General features: G+C 41.2%; 13 protein-coding genes and 2 pseudogenes. 7 read left to right on the top strand and 8 right to left on the bottom strand.

Annotated elements, in window-relative coordinates; all coding sequences use genetic code 11:
• Nucleotides 1-55: 55 nt before the first annotated feature.
• Nucleotides 56-1,293, bottom strand: a pseudogene (locus GJB62_RS29250) (ISAzo13 family transposase).
• Nucleotides 1,294-1,422: 129 nt separating this feature from the next.
• A pseudogene (locus GJB62_RS29245) lies at nucleotides 1,423-1,611 on the bottom strand (Uma2 family endonuclease); the annotation flags it as partial.
• Between the two features lie 247 nt (nucleotides 1,612-1,858).
• Here GJB62_RS29245 and GJB62_RS29240 point away from each other — a divergent pair.
• Nucleotides 1,859-3,940 (top strand): TonB-dependent receptor, encoded by a 2,082-nt coding sequence (locus GJB62_RS29240; protein WP_114083201.1) that lies wholly within the window; start codon nucleotides 1,859-1,861, stop codon nucleotides 3,938-3,940.
• A gap of 185 nt (nucleotides 3,941-4,125) precedes the next feature.
• On the top strand, nucleotides 4,126-4,422 hold the full coding sequence (locus GJB62_RS29235; RefSeq protein WP_114083200.1) for a hypothetical protein: 297 nt from the start codon (nucleotides 4,126-4,128) through the stop codon (nucleotides 4,420-4,422).
• Between the two features lie 244 nt (nucleotides 4,423-4,666).
• Here GJB62_RS29235 and cysC read toward each other — a convergent pair whose 3' ends face one another.
• Both cysC and GJB62_RS29225 read right to left on the bottom strand, forming a co-directional pair.
• Nucleotides 4,667-5,245: an adenylyl-sulfate kinase gene (gene cysC / locus GJB62_RS29230; protein ID WP_114083199.1), complete on the bottom strand. Its 579-nt coding sequence runs from the start codon at nucleotides 5,243-5,245 to the stop codon at nucleotides 4,667-4,669.
• A 260-nt stretch (nucleotides 5,246-5,505) separates the two neighbouring features.
• Nucleotides 5,506-5,862 (bottom strand): hypothetical protein, encoded by a 357-nt coding sequence (locus GJB62_RS29225; protein ID WP_114083198.1) that lies wholly within the window; start codon nucleotides 5,860-5,862, stop codon nucleotides 5,506-5,508.
• A 59-nt stretch (nucleotides 5,863-5,921) separates the two neighbouring features.
• Here GJB62_RS29225 and GJB62_RS29220 point away from each other — a divergent pair, with 59 nt between their 5' ends.
• The 4 genes from GJB62_RS29220 to GJB62_RS29205 all read left to right on the top strand — a co-directional run bounded on the left by GJB62_RS29220 (nucleotide 5,922) and on the right by GJB62_RS29205 (nucleotide 7,626).
• Nucleotides 5,922-6,203, top strand: coding sequence for a hypothetical protein (locus tag GJB62_RS29220; protein WP_114083197.1), 282 nt, complete (start codon nucleotides 5,922-5,924; stop codon nucleotides 6,201-6,203).
• 296 nt (nucleotides 6,204-6,499) lie between these two features.
• Entirely contained in the window at nucleotides 6,500-6,889 is a 390-nt protein-coding gene (locus GJB62_RS29215; protein WP_114083196.1) for a hypothetical protein, read from the top strand.
• Nucleotides 6,890-6,979: 90 nt separating this feature from the next.
• Nucleotides 6,980-7,306 (top strand): type II toxin-antitoxin system Phd/YefM family antitoxin, encoded by a 327-nt coding sequence (locus tag GJB62_RS29210; RefSeq protein WP_114083195.1) that lies wholly within the window; start codon nucleotides 6,980-6,982, stop codon nucleotides 7,304-7,306.
• 2 nt (nucleotides 7,307-7,308) lie between these two features.
• Nucleotides 7,309-7,626: a type II toxin-antitoxin system RelE/ParE family toxin gene (locus GJB62_RS29205; RefSeq protein WP_114083194.1), complete on the top strand. Its 318-nt coding sequence runs from the start codon at nucleotides 7,309-7,311 to the stop codon at nucleotides 7,624-7,626.
• Here the strand turns inward: GJB62_RS29205 and ptsP are convergent.
• The 3 genes from ptsP to GJB62_RS29190 form a co-directional block, all read right to left on the bottom strand.
• Nucleotides 7,610-10,126: a phosphoenolpyruvate--protein phosphotransferase gene (ptsP, locus tag GJB62_RS29200; RefSeq protein WP_114083193.1), complete on the bottom strand. Its 2,517-nt coding sequence runs from the start codon at nucleotides 10,124-10,126 to the stop codon at nucleotides 7,610-7,612. The genes GJB62_RS29205 and ptsP overlap by 17 nt on opposite strands.
• 88 nt (nucleotides 10,127-10,214) lie before the next feature.
• Entirely contained in the window at nucleotides 10,215-11,411 is a 1,197-nt protein-coding gene (locus GJB62_RS29195) for a phosphodiester glycosidase family protein (protein ID WP_114083192.1), read from the bottom strand.
• Nucleotides 11,412-11,902: 491 nt separating this feature from the next.
• Nucleotides 11,903-12,376, bottom strand: coding sequence for a hypothetical protein (locus GJB62_RS29190; RefSeq protein WP_114083191.1), 474 nt, complete (start codon nucleotides 12,374-12,376; stop codon nucleotides 11,903-11,905).
• 199 nt (nucleotides 12,377-12,575) lie between these two features.
• On the opposite strand from GJB62_RS29190, the gene GJB62_RS29185 reads away from it, so the two are divergent.
• Nucleotides 12,576-13,754, top strand: coding sequence for a GNAT family N-acetyltransferase (locus GJB62_RS29185; RefSeq protein ID WP_114083190.1), 1,179 nt, complete (start codon nucleotides 12,576-12,578; stop codon nucleotides 13,752-13,754).
• 271 nt (nucleotides 13,755-14,025) lie between these two features.
• Here GJB62_RS29185 and GJB62_RS29180 read toward each other — a convergent pair whose 3' ends face one another.
• Nucleotides 14,026-15,924, bottom strand: coding sequence for a cytochrome c peroxidase (locus GJB62_RS29180; protein ID WP_245246043.1), 1,899 nt, complete (start codon nucleotides 15,922-15,924; stop codon nucleotides 14,026-14,028).
• Nucleotides 15,925-16,060: the final 136 nt, after the last annotated feature.

Raw genomic sequence — 16,060 nt, 5'->3', positions numbered from 1 at the left:
AATGCAGTGAGCTGAATTGCTATCGACTATTTTTGCGCTTTTAACTTTTTGAAAATTACGTTACTCCACAACAGATATCAATAAACCACTTACCTAAATTTGGTAAATTATCTTCGGTAAAATTAGTCAAACGTTCAATCTTATTTTCAATTTCTTGCATAGCTTTTTTAGTTAGACGGACTCCGCTAGAGTAAGTCTGAGTAACTAACTTAACAACTGGACTTTTACCATTCCACGTCATAGTCTTAGCAAAATTTAATGCAGTTTCCACATCGTCTAAAATACTGCCATTCCAATGATTCTCCAAAACAGCCCAAGTTCTTTCAATTGGATTATATTTACTGTGATAGGGAGGGTAATAAGCTAAACGTATATTTAATTTGTATGATTGAGCAAATTCAACTATACGTTTCATAAACTGAGTACGTCGAGAACTATTTTCTCCTCCATTATCTTGATTAATAAGTAAAGTTTTTATTTCCGAAAATCGCCAGCTTTCTGATTTCCAAAAATCCCCTAAAATGTCAACGATAAAATCGCTAGTTACTTTGGATTCTGTAAAATACAAAAATAGCTCGTCAAGGTCTGGAAGAAAGATACCATAAGGAGCTACAGTTGTTTTTGGTTTGAAGTCGTGGTCATCAGTTTCTGTTGGTACTCGATTTCTACCACCACGATCAAAGGAGCCGATATTTACGCGAGCTTTCGCATCCAAGCTTAAACGTAAAATAGTTGGGTCATCTGAAGCTTCTTGGTGAACTATAGCTAATTGCTCAAAGATTGCATCAGTTTCGGGAATTTTTTTTGAGGTTGAATTTTGGCAACCCTCTTGAGGCGATACCCTAAATCATTTAACTTGACACGAATTGTTTCTGAAGTTGGTAATTCTTCTTCAGCATAACCAAATTTTTCAATTAATTGATGTCTTACAACAGATGCGCCCAGTCGGGTATAGAGTCTTTGACTTTTAAAAGTCGGGTCTATTTGACTTTGAGAATCGACTAGTTTTTTGATATCTTCTAAAAGAGTTGGTAGGTGTTCTTCTGCTTTTTTTCTTCCTCTACCTTGATAATTATCCACACAAGTGATACCACTATTTAATTCTTTAATTCCTTTACCAATAGTTACACGGTTCCATCCTAACTCTCGCTCTGCTATAGACTTTCCTCCGTGTCCTAATGCCACAACTGTTTGTGCAATGAACCTACGTTTAGCTGCTCCCTTTAATTGATGTGCGGTTTCCTTCAATAACTTTTTCAATGAATCTGTTAATTGTATTGACACCTCAAACATCCCAAAATCGAATCATCATTCAATTTACTACAACTTGGGGTGGGAGAGGCTGCCAACGGCAGCCTCTCCCACCCCCCTAACAATGATTATCATTTTTATTATCTGTATATTTTATTTTCTGGAAGTCCCTAAGTTGATGCGACTATATTCTAGAATAAGTTTCTGAACTAAAAATACGATAATCTCTTCATGATCGCCTGTAGGTTGCGGCATCTCTACAATTACTCCATCATGCAATTCATAACGTTTTCCTGTGTTGTCGGGATATTTAGCAACGAATTCGTCAAATGTTACTAGTTTGCGTAAGGCTTGAATCATAAATTATTGCCTTTTATTCTGTTTATGAAGCGTCCAGTCTTCTTAATGCTAACGTAATTTATAATTAGTACGTAATAGCAAATTATATAGCAATACTGACTCATCTTTGAACAACAATATTCCCAACTTTTTAAAAAAGTGGGGAATCTAAATCTGTGGAAATATGACAGCGTGTCTTTTGACACGATTTTACTTTTACAGCAAGAATACTACGTGGTGACTATTTTTACTTGGTGTGAAAGAGAACGTGAAAAAAGATTTTTTGTTGCTAACAGTTGCTTTACCGGGTTTACTGATAGCATTTCCTAGCTTTGCTGCTGAGAGTGAAATTGAGCAGAGAAATACTGATAAATCAACCGAAGTCATTTCCGATATTCAGAGTTTGAGTGAAGTTGAGTTACCCGCCACTAATGCCGAATTATTAACTCAACAATCTGCACCGAGTGAAGTTAATCCAGAAACTCAGCCAGATTATACAGATGATGCAGACATTTCCATAGAAGCGATCGCAGAACCAGACAACCTACCTCAATCTACACCAACTTACGTAATTGATAAAGAAGAAATTCAAAAGCAGGGCGCTACAAGTTTAGCGGATATCTTAAAAAGAATGCCTGGTTTTGCAATCAATGACGTAGGTCATGGTGCAGATATTCACACAGGTACATACTATCGCGGAGCCTCAATTAATCAGTCTGTATTTCTAATTAATGGCAGACCAATTAACAATAATGTCAACACTTATCATGGTGGAACTGACTTAAATAGCATTCCTGTAGAGGCGATTGAACGAGTGGAATTATATAGCGGTACAGCCTCCGCTTTGTATGGTTCCTCAGCCTTTGGGGGAGTTGTGAATATCATCACCAAAGAAGGTTATGGTAAACCTCAATTGAGCGCTAGTGCAGAATTTGGCTCATTGAGTTTAAATAATCAACAAGTGACTTATGGTGGTTCATCCAATAATGTTAAATATAACTTTAGCTTTGAAAGATTCTTTACAGATAACCGCTATCGCGTGCCTGTAGGTGCAGCAAATCGTGATGAACAGGGATTTTTATCAAATGCAGATACAGCTACAAGTACCTACTTCGGTAGCATTGGACTAGATTTAGATAAAAAAAATTCATTGAATTTAGATGTTACTGCACTCAGCAGTCGTCGCGGCTTAATTTATTTTGGTTTTCCTCTGCAAAGAGATAGATTAGACCACGATGGTTTAAACGTTGGCTTATCTTGGAAAACTCGACTAGGTAATGGGGAAAGTTCTAATCTTACTACCTCAATTGGTTATAACCAAGATTATTTCAGCACTTATGGCCCTACAGGAGCATTTTACCGTACAGGAACTTTAGATACACAACAACTGACAGCCAGAGTAGATCATGAGTGGAAAGTTACTTCCAATAATAAATTGCGCTGGGGATTAGATTTGAAAAACACCGATTTAAACGGTGATGTTTTGAGTACGAATCCTAGTAGGATTGCCACTAATGAAACTGAAGATAGGAGTTTGTTTAATACAGCTTTATTTGCTGTGAATACTTGGAATATTAGCGATGATTTTCTGATAGATTTAGGGCTAAGGCAAAGTTTTGACAGTCAGTTTGGAAATTATCTCAATCCTAGTGTTGGGTTACGTTATGCCGTCACACCAATAGTAGCAGTGCGTGGAAGTTGGGCAGGGGCACAACGCAATCCTGGGTTAGATCAGTTGTATGTTTATGATACAGTTCATGGTTGGGAACCAAACCCTGATTTAAGACCAGAAACTGGCTCAACTTGGAGTGCGGGAGTAGATGTCAATTTTTCTCAAAATTTGATTGGACAGTTTACTTACTTTGGTAGTAGTATAGGCGATCGCTTGGGAGTCATCGCCGGCAGATGGGAAAACATTGGACTAGTAGATACCAATGGTTTAGAGGTTGCATTGCAATTAAGAATTGCGGCTGGCTGGTCAACTTTCCTCAACTACACTTATACAGATGCTCAAATAAAAACAGGCTCAGAGAGAGGTTTACAGTTAGGTTTGATTCCCTACTCTGTACTGCAAACTGGTGTGGGTTATCAAAATTCAGGTTGGCAGGCTAATTTGTATGTTACCTACAACAGTGGCACTCGCAGAGCCTTCTTTACAAACCCTGGTGACACGATTACAGATTTTTCGCCTTCTTTCGTAAATTTAGATTTGAGCGGTCGTGTACCTGTAGCTAGCAATGTAGGATTGACAGTTTACTTAGAAAATCTCCTCGGTGAGCAATATGAGCGAGTTAATCGCATTTATAGCCCTGGATTTACTTTTCGTGTGGGTTTAAGTGCCAATTTTTAGGGGTCTACTTTCCTCTCTGCGTTCTCTGTGACTCTGCGGTTTAAAAGTTATTTATTGAACCACAGAGACGCAGAGAACACAGAGAATAGAGAAGGGTTTTGGTCACTATGCAACATCGTGCGTTAGGCTAAAGCCGTAATGCACCTTATTTAAGATTTACTTTTAATCTAAAATCTAAAATTGCGATGAGAGCTAGAATTGACAATCAAATACTTTTTATCCATCACGAAGATTTACCAGAGTTTAAGAAAGGTGGTTCGGTGGTGCGGAATTCTTATTTTTGGGCGTTACGTTCAATTGCCGCTCATGCTTCGCGTTATCGTGATTGGGAATACGAACCGGAGGTTTGGCTAGCACTTTCAAGAATGCTGTTATCTTTTGCTGAATCTGGGTATTTGGGTCTTAGAGAAACTTTACTGGAGTTTCCTTTCTCTCAAGGGGAAATTCCTAGTTTGCTGCGAGATGTGTCTACTTTTGAGTAGAGTTGCTGCTGTGAGTAAGGGACGCAAAGTCTCAAAGTAGGCTACTAGTACCGCAAGGCGGAATTAAAAATTAAAAATTAAAAATTAAAAATGAATACAGCGTAAGGATTTCATTAATTTAGAATAGGTGGTTTATTTCCGCCGTGTTGTACTAGTCCTATAGGTAGGTAATCATAGTTTTAATCTACCTTGATTAATTAAAGTTTTATCTTAAATTATAAATCATCAATTTTTAATAATTAAATCATCCCTTTCTCATGTATTGTGAGGAAGTTGGCATGAGATTTTTATCAGCAACGATCAAATTTTGGTGTTCTAAATAGTGAAGTACTTGGTTAACACATTGCTCAATAGTGAATTTATCCGTTTGACAGATAATTTCTGGATTTAATGGTTCTTCATAAGGGTCAGAGATACCAGTAAAATGTTTGATTTGTTCTGCCTTTGCTTTGGCGTAAAGTCCTTTTACGTCACGAAATTCACAAACTGCAAGTGGAGTATTTACATAAACTTCGACAAAATTAGTAGTTGTCTGTTTGAGTTGATCTCGAACATCACGGTAGGGGCTGATTGCAGCAACGATCGCAATTATGCCATTGCGACTAAGTAATTCCGCAACAAAGCCAATACGACGCACATTTGTATCTCGGTCTTCTTTGCTAAAACCCAATTCTTGTGAAAGATGGGTGCGAACGACATCACCATCTAGCACTTCTAAGCGATGATTTCTCTTTTGCAGTTCTTGGGCTACACCGTGGGCGATAGTTGTTTTTCCTGCACCACTTAAGCCTGTCAGCCAGAGGACCATACCTTGTTGTTTCATGTTTTATTTAATATTTAACAACAGTCTTGAACCTTTAGTTATTAGCGATCGCTAAGGGTTAAAATCATCTCAAGTTTGAAAAAACACTAGATCCGTTTGCCTTGTTTCCCACCTCTAGCGGGCAGGGCTGTTTCATTCGATCTCTTAGGGATTTTGTCAAGAGTATGAGTCAGAAATTTGCTTGAGTGGAAAAAAGAAAAACTACCACTTCAACCAGCAAATTTAAGTGCGAATACCATTTTCTTGCCCAATCAGATTTTTTAGTCACTTGGTTTTTTTACTTGAAACGCTTGTAAATCAGCGCCTTTTAGGGAATGAAACAGCCCTGCCTCTAGCGGGGGCGCTAGGGGAATCTGTAGCTGCTGGGCAACAATCACATTCGCTAGACTACTGTTGGTGGGAGTCTCCCAGAAAGATAAACCCTCATATTGAGCGAATAAATCAGGGGGTAAAACGGTTGCACGAGGTTGAAACTCGACTTTGGAGCGCACGTGATGCAGTCCATGTGTATTGAGTCGGCGATCGAATTCGTTGGCTTGGAAGATAGCATAGCTGAGAGTGCCTACTGTATCACCGTTTCCGTTGTCGGTGGTTTGAGTGACTTGATACAGTGTCATAGATTTTACCTTTTGTTTTTTTGTTTAACGATTCAATAACTGCGATTATTCATTAGGTATTGAGTACCGCATTTGCTATTTCGGCGAACTCATTTGTTATTTCGGCGACAGCATTTGCTATTTCTGCGATCGCATTTGCTATTTCGGCGACAGCATTTGCTATTTCGGCGACTACATTTGTTATTTCGGCGATCACATTTGCTATTTCGGCGACTACATTTGTTATTTCAGCGATCGCATTTGCTATTTCGGCGACTACATTTGCTATTTCGGCGACAGCATTTGTTATTTCTGCGATCGCATCTCGCAGAGAAGCAATCCCAAACCCTTACGCTTTCTAAATTACTTGTATAGTTTTATCTTGACTATCTACTACGCACCAATCTACAGCTTATCAACAGGTTAATCAAGGGTTCTTATAAAACATCCTACTTTTCCTATTTAATTACGTAAATACTGTTGTACTTAGTTATACTTTTACAGCATTTAGTAAGCAACTTGCACTCATCGGGCACTCAAATGACTTTCAATCCGTCACGATTAGCCATCATAGACAAACCCTAGTTAACAGTAGTGCTGAAACAAGGGTAGTTGTAAGAAGACAATTAAGATACACCAGTTAGTGGAGGAGAATAATGTGAAAATAGCAATTATTGCAAAAACATTAATTACATCTATCGGTTTATTAGCTTTATTTGCTCCAAGTCAAGCATCGGCTCAACTTATACCCCAACCTTGGGTTTCAGTTGGTGGAAAAGATGGTGATGTAACTTATGCTGTAGGCGCTAGAGCTTTAAATTTTGGGGTTGAAGTAGGAACTGGCCCTGATGGCGCTACGGGAGTAGATGTTTTAAAATTTATCAGTTTGCCTGTCATCTCACCTTATGTAGGAGTTGGACTTTATTCAGAAGATAAAGGTGTTGCAGTTTCCGGTGGTGTTCAGGTAGGTGCTACTGATAACGTTTTTGTTGGTGCTGGTTACAATTCTATTCGTGGTTTTAACGGGCAACTGGGAATCAGATTTTAACAGTGCTGAGAAAAACATCAATTGGTTTTCTTGTTGACGTGTAGGACAAAAGAAAATAGTATCGAATCAGGTACTTAATTAGGTGCTAGTATGGTTAACATTGAAAATATCCACTCGTTAACGGACTTCCGGCGCAATGCTAGCAACTATGTTGAGCAAATTAAGGAAACGAAAGCTCCACTGGTTTTAACGGTGAATGGCGAAGCGGCAGTGGTGGTTCAAGATGCCCGTGCTTTCCAACAGATGCTTAATCGATTGCAGCAGCTTGAAGAGGAACTAAATCAACTGAAGCTAGAAAGCTTGCAACAGGAAATTCAAAAGGGTATTGACCAAGCTGACAGGGGCGAACTCTTAAATGGGGAGGAAGTGATGGCACAGCTCCAGTCTCGCTACCAGACTGCTTTGACTGACACTTGATAATGAGTAATTACACTTTTACACCGTTAGCAGTCAGCGACCTTGATAACATCTATGAATACATAGCTGCGAATGATCTGGCAATAGTGGGACGATTGCTTAACCGCTTTACTCAATTGTTTCGGAAACTTGCTGCTATGCCTGGAATTGGTCGTAACCGCCCTGAGTTAGGGGAAGGTATCAGGAGCTTTTCTTCTGGAAATTATGTCATCTTTTACCGCACGGTTGAAGGAGGCATTCAAATTATGCGTGTCTTGCACGGGGCGCGGGATATCGAGAAGATATTTGCTCAAGATACCGAATTTACGCAGGGGGAGTAACTGAAGTTGAGATTAGTTCTCTGACATGAACTGCGGAATCTTGTTGCAATGCTGATGCCGCGATCGCTTCACTCTCAACTATACTTAATCGAGCGATCGCCTGTTTCACTCCAGGTATACTTTGAGGATTCACGCTCAACTCATCCAGCCCTAAACCTAATAAAATTGGTGTTGCTACAGTATCTGCTGCCAATTCTCCACATAATCCTACCGAAATGCCCGCAGCATGGGCAGCTTTGATAGTTTGCTGCACCATTCTCAGCACTGCTGGATGTAGTGCATCAACCAAATTTGCCACGCGGGGATTAGTGCGATCGCTAGCCATGACGTACTGACTCAGGTCGTTAGTCCCTATACTAAAGAAGTCCACTTCAGCTGCTAACTGATCTGCGATCGCAACTGCTGACGGAACCTCCACCATAATCCCTACTTTCATCGCTGCATCAAAGGGGATACCAGCTTGATTTAATTCAGCCTGCACTTCACCCAAAATTACCTTAGCTGCACGTACCTCTGTCACAGTGGCAATCATCGGTAACATGATCTTAATTTGGTGTCCTACACTGGCTCTCAAGATTGCCCGTAACTGAGTTTTAAATAAATCCAAATGATCTAAACAGAAACGAATTCCCCGCCAGCCTAAGAAAGGGTTAGCTTCTGGAAACCCGACTCTCAAATAAGGAAGTGGCTTATCACCACCGACATCTAAAGTACGAATAATTAGCGGACGATTATCTAAAACTTGGGCGATCGCCTGATACACTTCAAGTTGTTCTTCTTCTGTAGGGGCACTTGTCCTATCGAGATAAAGAAACTCTGTGCGGAGTAATCCCACTCCTTCTGCACCGCTAGCCACAGCAACTTGCACATCATTTATACTACCAATATTGGCGAAAACGCTAACTTGCCGACCATCAAGAGTAATTGCTGGCTGGTGTGCTGTAGCTTGTGCTTCCTGTTGGGCAGTTTGCCAAGCCTCTCGCTTTGCCTCCAGTAAATCTAGGATATGTGATTCTGGTTCTACCCAAGCCTTGCCACTTTCACCATCAAGCGCCATGAGTGTACCATCTGCCAAGTGCAACACCTGGGAATCCACTCCCAAAACTGCGGGAATACCCAATGTCCGGGCGATGATGGCGCTGTGGGAAGTGGCGCTACCAGAAGTTGTACAAATACCCAACACCATTTTCGGATCTAATCTAGCAGTATCTGAGGGGGTTAAATCAGTTGCTACTAAAATTGCCGGTTCCGCAAGATGCAAGTTAGCAGGGGCATTCCCAGCTAGTAATCGTAGTACTCTTTGCCCTACGTCGATAACATCCTCAACTCGCTCTTGCAGATAAGCATCCTCAAGTGTTCGGTAGGAAGTCACCACCTCATCTACTACGGCTTGCCAAGCTGCTTCAGCATTTATATGGTGGTCTAAAATACGCTGATGAGCCGCTTCCAACAATACTGGATCTTCTAAAAATAGTAATTGAGCATCGAAAATGGCGGCTTCAGCGTCACCAATTTGCAGAGATGCTTGTGAAAAAACTGCTTGGATTTCTTGTCGAGCAGTTTGAATTGCTGCTTGTACTCTTTGCCACTCTGATTCAGGATCGTCTACATGATATTCCGTAATCGTAATGTGAGTGGGTTGATAATTAACCACAGGTGCGATCGCTACTCCCCCAGAAGCGGCAATTCCTGAAAGTTCGCCGTGAGTTGCTGGGGTAACTTCATGCTGAAATACTGGTGGAGAATTCAAGGCAACATTATCTTCACCAAAATTATTTGCGAATAACGCCTGTAATGCCGCCAGCGCTTCATCTGCATCCGAACCAGTGGCAGTAATTACTAGTTCGTGTCCTTGACGCACTCCTAAAGTGGTGACTTGGTTAATACTGTCACCCCGAACTAGCTCAGTATTTCTAGTTAAATTCTGTACTAGAATTTGGGATTGAAAGCGGGCGACGGTTCCCACAAACTGGGCTGCGGGACGGGCGTGTAATCCTAAGCGATTGCTGACAATTAGCCGGATTTCTTTGACGGGAAATTCTGAATTTCTTACTTCGATGTTGTCACTAACAACAGATAACGGACTTACACCCAATTGAGTTGCTTTTGCTAGGAGTGCGCCGCGTGCTTCCGCCATGACTTGGTGAATGTTTTTACCAGCCGCCGCCGCAACAACAGCAGCGACTGCACCTTCTACTAGAGGTGCTTCACACAAATACACTTTTTGTTGCTGTGCTTCTGGCAAAAACTCAATGGCCATTTCTGCACTTAGCAAAGCACTACCCAAATCCATCAATACCAAAACACCATCATCAGAGAAAACAGAAGCGATCGCTTCATAAACCTGAATCGGATCTGTACCCAATGGATTTTCAGGATCTTCAATACCTGCTGCAACAGCGATGGAAACTTGGCCCTGAACCATTTGCGCGGCGAGTTCCCGCACACCTAGAGCTAGTTGTTTACTGTGAGAGACGATAACAATTCCGATCGCTGCCATACCGCCAAACTTGTTAAGAGGTTTGCGTTTAGCTCGTTATCCATTCCAATCTCCCATTCCGCACCGCTAAAAACAGCGTTTATCTTGATTAAAATTGCAAGTCCCCGAAGATATTTCGGTCTTTCCAGCTAGAAATACGAATAAAATAGCCTTCTTTTACAGAAATACGTGGTATCCACTCATAAACACCATCGCTAGCGGTACGGGAAGAAATATTTTGGATAAGTTTGTCTCCATCGTACAGCTTAATCGAGACATCGCTATCAAAATTATCCTGCCACAAGATTAAATAGGGCTGATCCTTCTTGGGAAGTACTTTAGCAGTTAGCTGACCAATCAGTATTTTTGGTGGAACCTGATTTTTAGTTGTCTTACGGAATCCCAAATAATGAGGAAGGTTTCGGAAGGCAGGATTTTCTTGCGGATTAGACAGTTGGGGAACAATAATATTTCCGTTCTGGGAATTGAACAAATAAGTTGATCTACCGCCGTCAACAGTAATGATGTCGCCTTTAACTCCTAATTTACGTAATAAATCGGCTGCCTCATCCAGAGTTGCTTTGTTCACCGTCATAACCAACAATAACTCGTCACCTTTAACACCATCTTTGTCTAGAGTACCGATGACTTGATACTTATTTGCTTGGTTTTGAGCTAAGACTTTTGCTGGATGATCGCTGTATCGGTAAGTGACGATCGCATTTTTGACTCTATTTTGGTTGAGAGGTGCGCCGCTAACCTGGTTGTAATCGGTAATGTATGCCTGCTTATTATCCCAGACTAGAGCTTTGAGACGAATATTACTGTAGTATTTATCTTTTGGTTGTTTGATTGGCCCATAAGGGCTATTACCACCACTGATGACTACACCATTTAATTTAATTGGAAAAGATAATTGAGTACTAGACTCGTATTGCTCAAAAAAAGAACAATTAATTATTGAAAAAACGTTATTTGAGTAAAATTTCTTATATTCTTCTGCAACTTCAGAAAACAAATGTCTTTTGAAAAAAGGACTGTAATATTTACTTTCTCCCTGATAATATTTACCCTCATTTATACCCATATTATCTACTTCTCCGATAATTTGGTCTATGTGTATTTTGCGGAGATTGATAACTTGTAAATAGGCTTCATTCCCATTGGGTAATTCTTTTTTATATAAAGCCGCTCCGTCTATAGCATGGAGAGCCTGGTAAGAAGATAAAGGGTTGAAAGTTTGGGCAATCCAAAAGCTACTCAGAATTGGCAGCAAAAAAAGCAATAAATTTATTACAACATTCATGAGTATTTGATTAAGTTATAGAAATTCTAAATCATTCGTTAAAAATTAAAATTATATCCCCGACTTCTTCAAGAAATCAGGGATCTGGAGATCATTTAGGATTGCTATGGAACTTCTACATTGACAGTAAAAACCAAGTATAGATGATTTGAAAAACCAGATCCATCAGGGATCTTAACCGAACTGTATTTTAAATGCTTTTGCGATCGCTCTCAAAATCTCAACGTTGAGCCTCTGAACTTGGAACTTCGACCTTTTTGCTCAAACGTTGAGCCTTTGAACTCGGAACTCCGACCTTTTTGCTCGAACGTTGAGCCTTTTTACTCGAAACTCCGACCTTTTTGCTCGAACGTTGAGCCTTTTTACTCGGAACTTCGACCTTTTTGCTCGAACGTTGAGCCTTTGAACTCGAAACTCCGACCTTTTTGCTCGAACGTTCAAGCTTTGAGCTTTAAACTTGCACTTCAACAGTGCAATTGATGAGTTATTTCCTACGGTGCTACCTGTTGAGATTTGACTTTCCGATTTTTACGAGAAAATCGTTGCCCCATTTCTTCAACCATCGTATCTAAACCTGTCCCCTGACCACTGACTTTAGCATAGTTATATACTTGCAAGGCGGCTGCATAAGCTTCGCTGCCTACTGCCAAGGATGTATCATCTACCAAATCTTGCAATTGTGTCAACGAGAGCAATAGTGGATACAACGCTTCAAACAACTGGACATCTTTCCGCATCTCATCTATGTCAAACGATCGCGGTAAGAACTCTGGATTTTGCGTCGCTACTTCTAATGCTTTGCTTACAAACGCCCGACTTTTATCTCCCATCTTGGGTAAAGCTTTTCGGTCATCTGCACTCAAATCAACTAAAAATGGTAAGTTTTCTTTAATCGTAGCGATCGCTTGGAACACAGCATCTCTCTGTGTTTGTGCCAGTGTTGCACTAATTGAGGTCGTGGACATAAGAATAAGTCTCCAGTATGTTTCTTTAATCTAGAGTGCCCAGCTATACAAATTAAATTTCAATATGGTATTTCTATCTTGTCTAATCCGCGCGATCGCATAGTATATTTATCAAACAGAATTCAGGAGTCAGGAGTCAGAATCCAGAATGAATTCTGTATAACTGGCGGATGGTTTTGTAATACTAGTGGTATCAGAGATGATGGCTCAATTTGAATACAGCACTCTCGCCTATCCACAGGATATCCAACAGTTGGAACATATCCTTGAACAGTGTTTCATCAGCGCCCTTGGTGGTGAGGAAGCTTACATCAAGATGATTGGCGTAGAAAATTTCCGTATTATTCGGAGATTAGAGCAAGTAGCTGGTGGATTAGCAACTCTCGACATGGGTCAGTGGTGGGGTGGTCAACGTGTACCAATGACAGGAATTGCTGTAGTGGGCATTGCTCCAGAATATCGGGGTTCGGGGGCTGCGATCGCTCTTATGCAGCATACTCTCAAAGAACTTTACGATAGAGGTATAGCAATTTCCGCCCTTTATCCAGCTGTTCAAAGCTTGTATCGAAAAGTAGGTTATGAGCAGGGGGGTAGCTGGTGTATTTGGGAGATTGCTACCCAGAATATCCAAGTACGGGAGCAACCCCTACCTTTAGAATTAGTAGCAAGCATCAATCATGAAGTCTTTCATGAGCTATATCAGCAGCAGGCGAGACAAACGCATGGATATTTAGACCGACATCCAGCAATTTGGGAACGAATAATTCAACCAAATGATAAGGAAATAGTCTATACCTATTTGATTGGTACTAAAGACCAACCCCAAGGCTATATCATCTTTACTCAAGAGCGAACAAATAATGGTGAAATCCTCTTCGTAAAAGATTGGGTACTGAGTACAGTTGATGCTGCACAAAGTTTTTGGTCTTTTCTAGCAAGTCATCGCTCTCAAATTCAACAGGTGCGATGGAAGAGTTCTGCAATTGATTCCCTGACATTGCTGCTACCAGAGCAAACTGCCAAGATTAAGACTACAAGTCGTTGGTTGCTGCGGATAATAGATGCAGTCAAGGCGCTGGAATTGCGTGGTTATCCACCGGGAATCCAAGCCGAATTGCACTTAGAAATTGAAGATAATTTGCTAACTGAAAATAATGGTAAATTTATTCTTTCCGTCGCCAACGGACGTGGTGAAGTCACAAAAGGTGGAAAAGGTGAATTGCAGCTAGATATCCGGGAATTAGCGCCATTATATACAAGCTTGTTTACCCCCTACGATTTGCAAATAGCAGGAAAACTGAATGGTACAGAAACGGCTATTTTAGCAGCTACGCAAATATTTGCAGGTGCTTCGCCTTGGATGGCTGATTTCTTTTAAAGAATTGGGCATTGGGCATGGGGCATTGGTTATTAATTCATCTCCTCATCTCCCTCATCTTCCTCATCTTCCTCATCTCCCTCACTCACTCCCTCACCTGACTTACTTAAACAGACAAGGGGCTTAAGCTCCTTGTCTTAAACCCCTTGTTAAAAGTAGTTTTTGGTGTTGAGTTTCGTTCCTTAATCCAACCTACACTTAGATTGATCAAAACCTATTAAAAATAAAGGTTTATGATTTTTCTTTGATTAAGGTAATAGAAAATGGCTAGTTAGCTCAAGAAATTTGGAGTACCACTACCACCATTCTTACCAACAGCAGGAATTTCTAATAGACTATCCGTAGCTTTGCCAGTACCGTCATTGATAACGGCTGTAGAGCTACCTGATGGATGTCCATTGGGGACGAACAGTTGCGGATGGTCAAAAGGCGCTTTATCATACCGAACTCGCTCATCAGTCAGACCTTTTAAAAAGGCGACCAATTGCTGTTTTTCTTCCGGTGAAAGACGCAGTGGGGGAAGAAGCCCTAAGTCACCACCCCGATTGTAAAAATCAATCACTTGCTCTAAGGTTGCGTGACCTCCATTGTGGAAGTAGGGAGCAGTAAGTTCCACATTGCGAAGTCCAGGTGCTTTGAAACCTCCGGCTGCAAACACAGCTTCACTAGAATTCAACGGTGGATTCAGGATGGGAGGGTTTTCGCCAAGAAGAAGCTGGAATTTCCCTAACTGAGCCAATCGTGCTTCTGAAAGCGGATTACCGAAAGCGTCATTACTACCTAAACTAGGGTCTTCTGTAACAGGTGTGACACCAATATTGAAGAAGCCAGTGTCTTCAGGGGAGTTTGGCGGGAAGGGCGCACGTTTGATTCGTCCTTCTTTAGTCACATTGCTTGTTGAAGCAGCTGTCAATTCCGATCCAACGTGACAAGCAATACAGAAAGCTTTGCCCTCAAACAGTTGTTTCCCTTGTTGCTGCTCAGAAGTTAGGGCATTAGTGCTTCCTTCTAAGAAGCGATCGAAGGGCGTATCATTGGAAATGAGTGTAGACTCGTACAACTGAACTGCCAGCCCAAAGAATAGCGAGAAGTTGTACTCCATTAATGTGTACTCATTAGTCTCCAAGGAGCGATCGGGCTTTTTGACAAAAGTCCTTCTACCTTCAGCATCAACTTGGATGAGTTGATTAGACTTCCACCACTCCGGCTTGAAAGCATCTTGAATTAGCTGCCCATAAGTTTTATCTTTGAGTCCGGGTTTGGGCGATCTACTATCTGCACCTAAAACGCTGTCTTGTGGATGCACTACCTGCTTACCTAGCGGTCTGAGAGGTAATAACTTTTTCGCAAGTTTTCGGGGAAGCTTTTTACCTTTACCAGCGCTGAGGGATCTTCTGTCAATTCGCCCGAACTTATCACCAATTTCTTGAAAAGTTCGACCATCAGCAGACGACTCAAAGGAACTTAGTGGCGGGCCAACCGCTTGGGATGCCAAAGATGAATTCTTCAGACTGACTTTGACAAATTCTAGTTTATTTGGGTTTGCTGCTTTAGCGATCGCAGCATTAGGATCTCTTAAACCGAAAGGATTCACCCCATTAAAGATATTTTGTGCCCTTCCGTCCCAGAAGTTGCGGAAGTTGAATGCTGAATTAATCACGGTTGGAGTGTTACGCGGCTCGACGCGGCGCACATTAACGCCTCCCACGTTAAACACTGGATCTGGCTCGTTTGTTACTTTGTCTTCTGCATTACCAGGTGTGACATCAACAAACTTACTATTGAAGATCCCCTGAGAAGAACTGACATCGTTACTGTGGAAAGGAAAATCTCCTGGTTTGAGTTGGTAGTTTGGTAGTCCACCAACATTAAAAACTGCATCTGGATTCTCCGTACCATCAGGGTTAATCCGTAAAAGTCCAGGAGCAATCTGATTTTTGGATCTATTGTCGGCCCCAGCATGGAAGTGACAACTAGCACAGGCAGTTACGCCGTCGCTCCCAACCTGCATATCCCAAAAAAGAGTTTTTCCTAACTTTACGGCGGCTACTTTGTCTTTTACGAAGTCTCCAAGATTGTCCGGCTGTGGAACCGATATGCTTTTGAGCGAAGGTAGAGGCGATGGCGTAACCTGGGCTGAGACAGTATTTCCAGCTAGTATTGCTGCCATAATAATGACAGCAATTGTTATAGTCTTTAAAAATTTTGATCTCAGGTAGTTAAGCTTGCCATATTTAAATCTCCACTCTTGGCGCTTTATTTTTGTCACCATAGATTTGAGTAAAAATCGACTTTTTGAGGTCAGT

Origin of the sequence: Nostoc sp. ATCC 53789 (assembly GCF_009873495.1) — a bacterium.
Lineage (GTDB): Bacteria > Cyanobacteriota > Cyanobacteriia > Cyanobacteriales > Nostocaceae > Nostoc > Nostoc muscorum_A.
The sequence above is the reverse complement of the archived record's forward strand: the minus strand, read 5'-3'. Positions and strand labels throughout refer to the sequence as shown.

Coding starts and splice junctions, on each gene's coding strand:
- GJB62_RS29235 (WP_114083200.1), top strand. CDS start 4,126: ATGAGAGCTAGAATTGACAATCAAATACTTTTTATCCATCACGAAGAT.
- cysC (WP_114083199.1), bottom strand. CDS start 5,245: ATGAAACAACAAGGTATGGTCCTCTGGCTGACAGGCTTAAGTGGTGCA.
- GJB62_RS29225 (WP_114083198.1), bottom strand. CDS start 5,862: ATGACACTGTATCAAGTCACTCAAACCACCGACAACGGAAACGGTGAT.
- GJB62_RS29210 (WP_114083195.1), top strand. CDS start 6,980: ATGGTTAACATTGAAAATATCCACTCGTTAACGGACTTCCGGCGCAAT.
- GJB62_RS29205 (WP_114083194.1), top strand. CDS start 7,309: ATGAGTAATTACACTTTTACACCGTTAGCAGTCAGCGACCTTGATAAC.
- ptsP (WP_114083193.1), bottom strand. CDS start 10,126: ATGGCAGCGATCGGAATTGTTATCGTCTCTCACAGTAAACAACTAGCT.
- GJB62_RS29195 (WP_114083192.1), bottom strand. CDS start 11,411: ATGAATGTTGTAATAAATTTATTGCTTTTTTTGCTGCCAATTCTGAGT.
- GJB62_RS29190 (WP_114083191.1), bottom strand. CDS start 12,376: ATGTCCACGACCTCAATTAGTGCAACACTGGCACAAACACAGAGAGAT.
- GJB62_RS29185 (WP_114083190.1), top strand. CDS start 12,576: ATGATGGCTCAATTTGAATACAGCACTCTCGCCTATCCACAGGATATC.
- GJB62_RS29180 (WP_245246043.1), bottom strand. CDS start 15,924: ATGGCAGCAATACTAGCTGGAAATACTGTCTCAGCCCAGGTTACGCCA.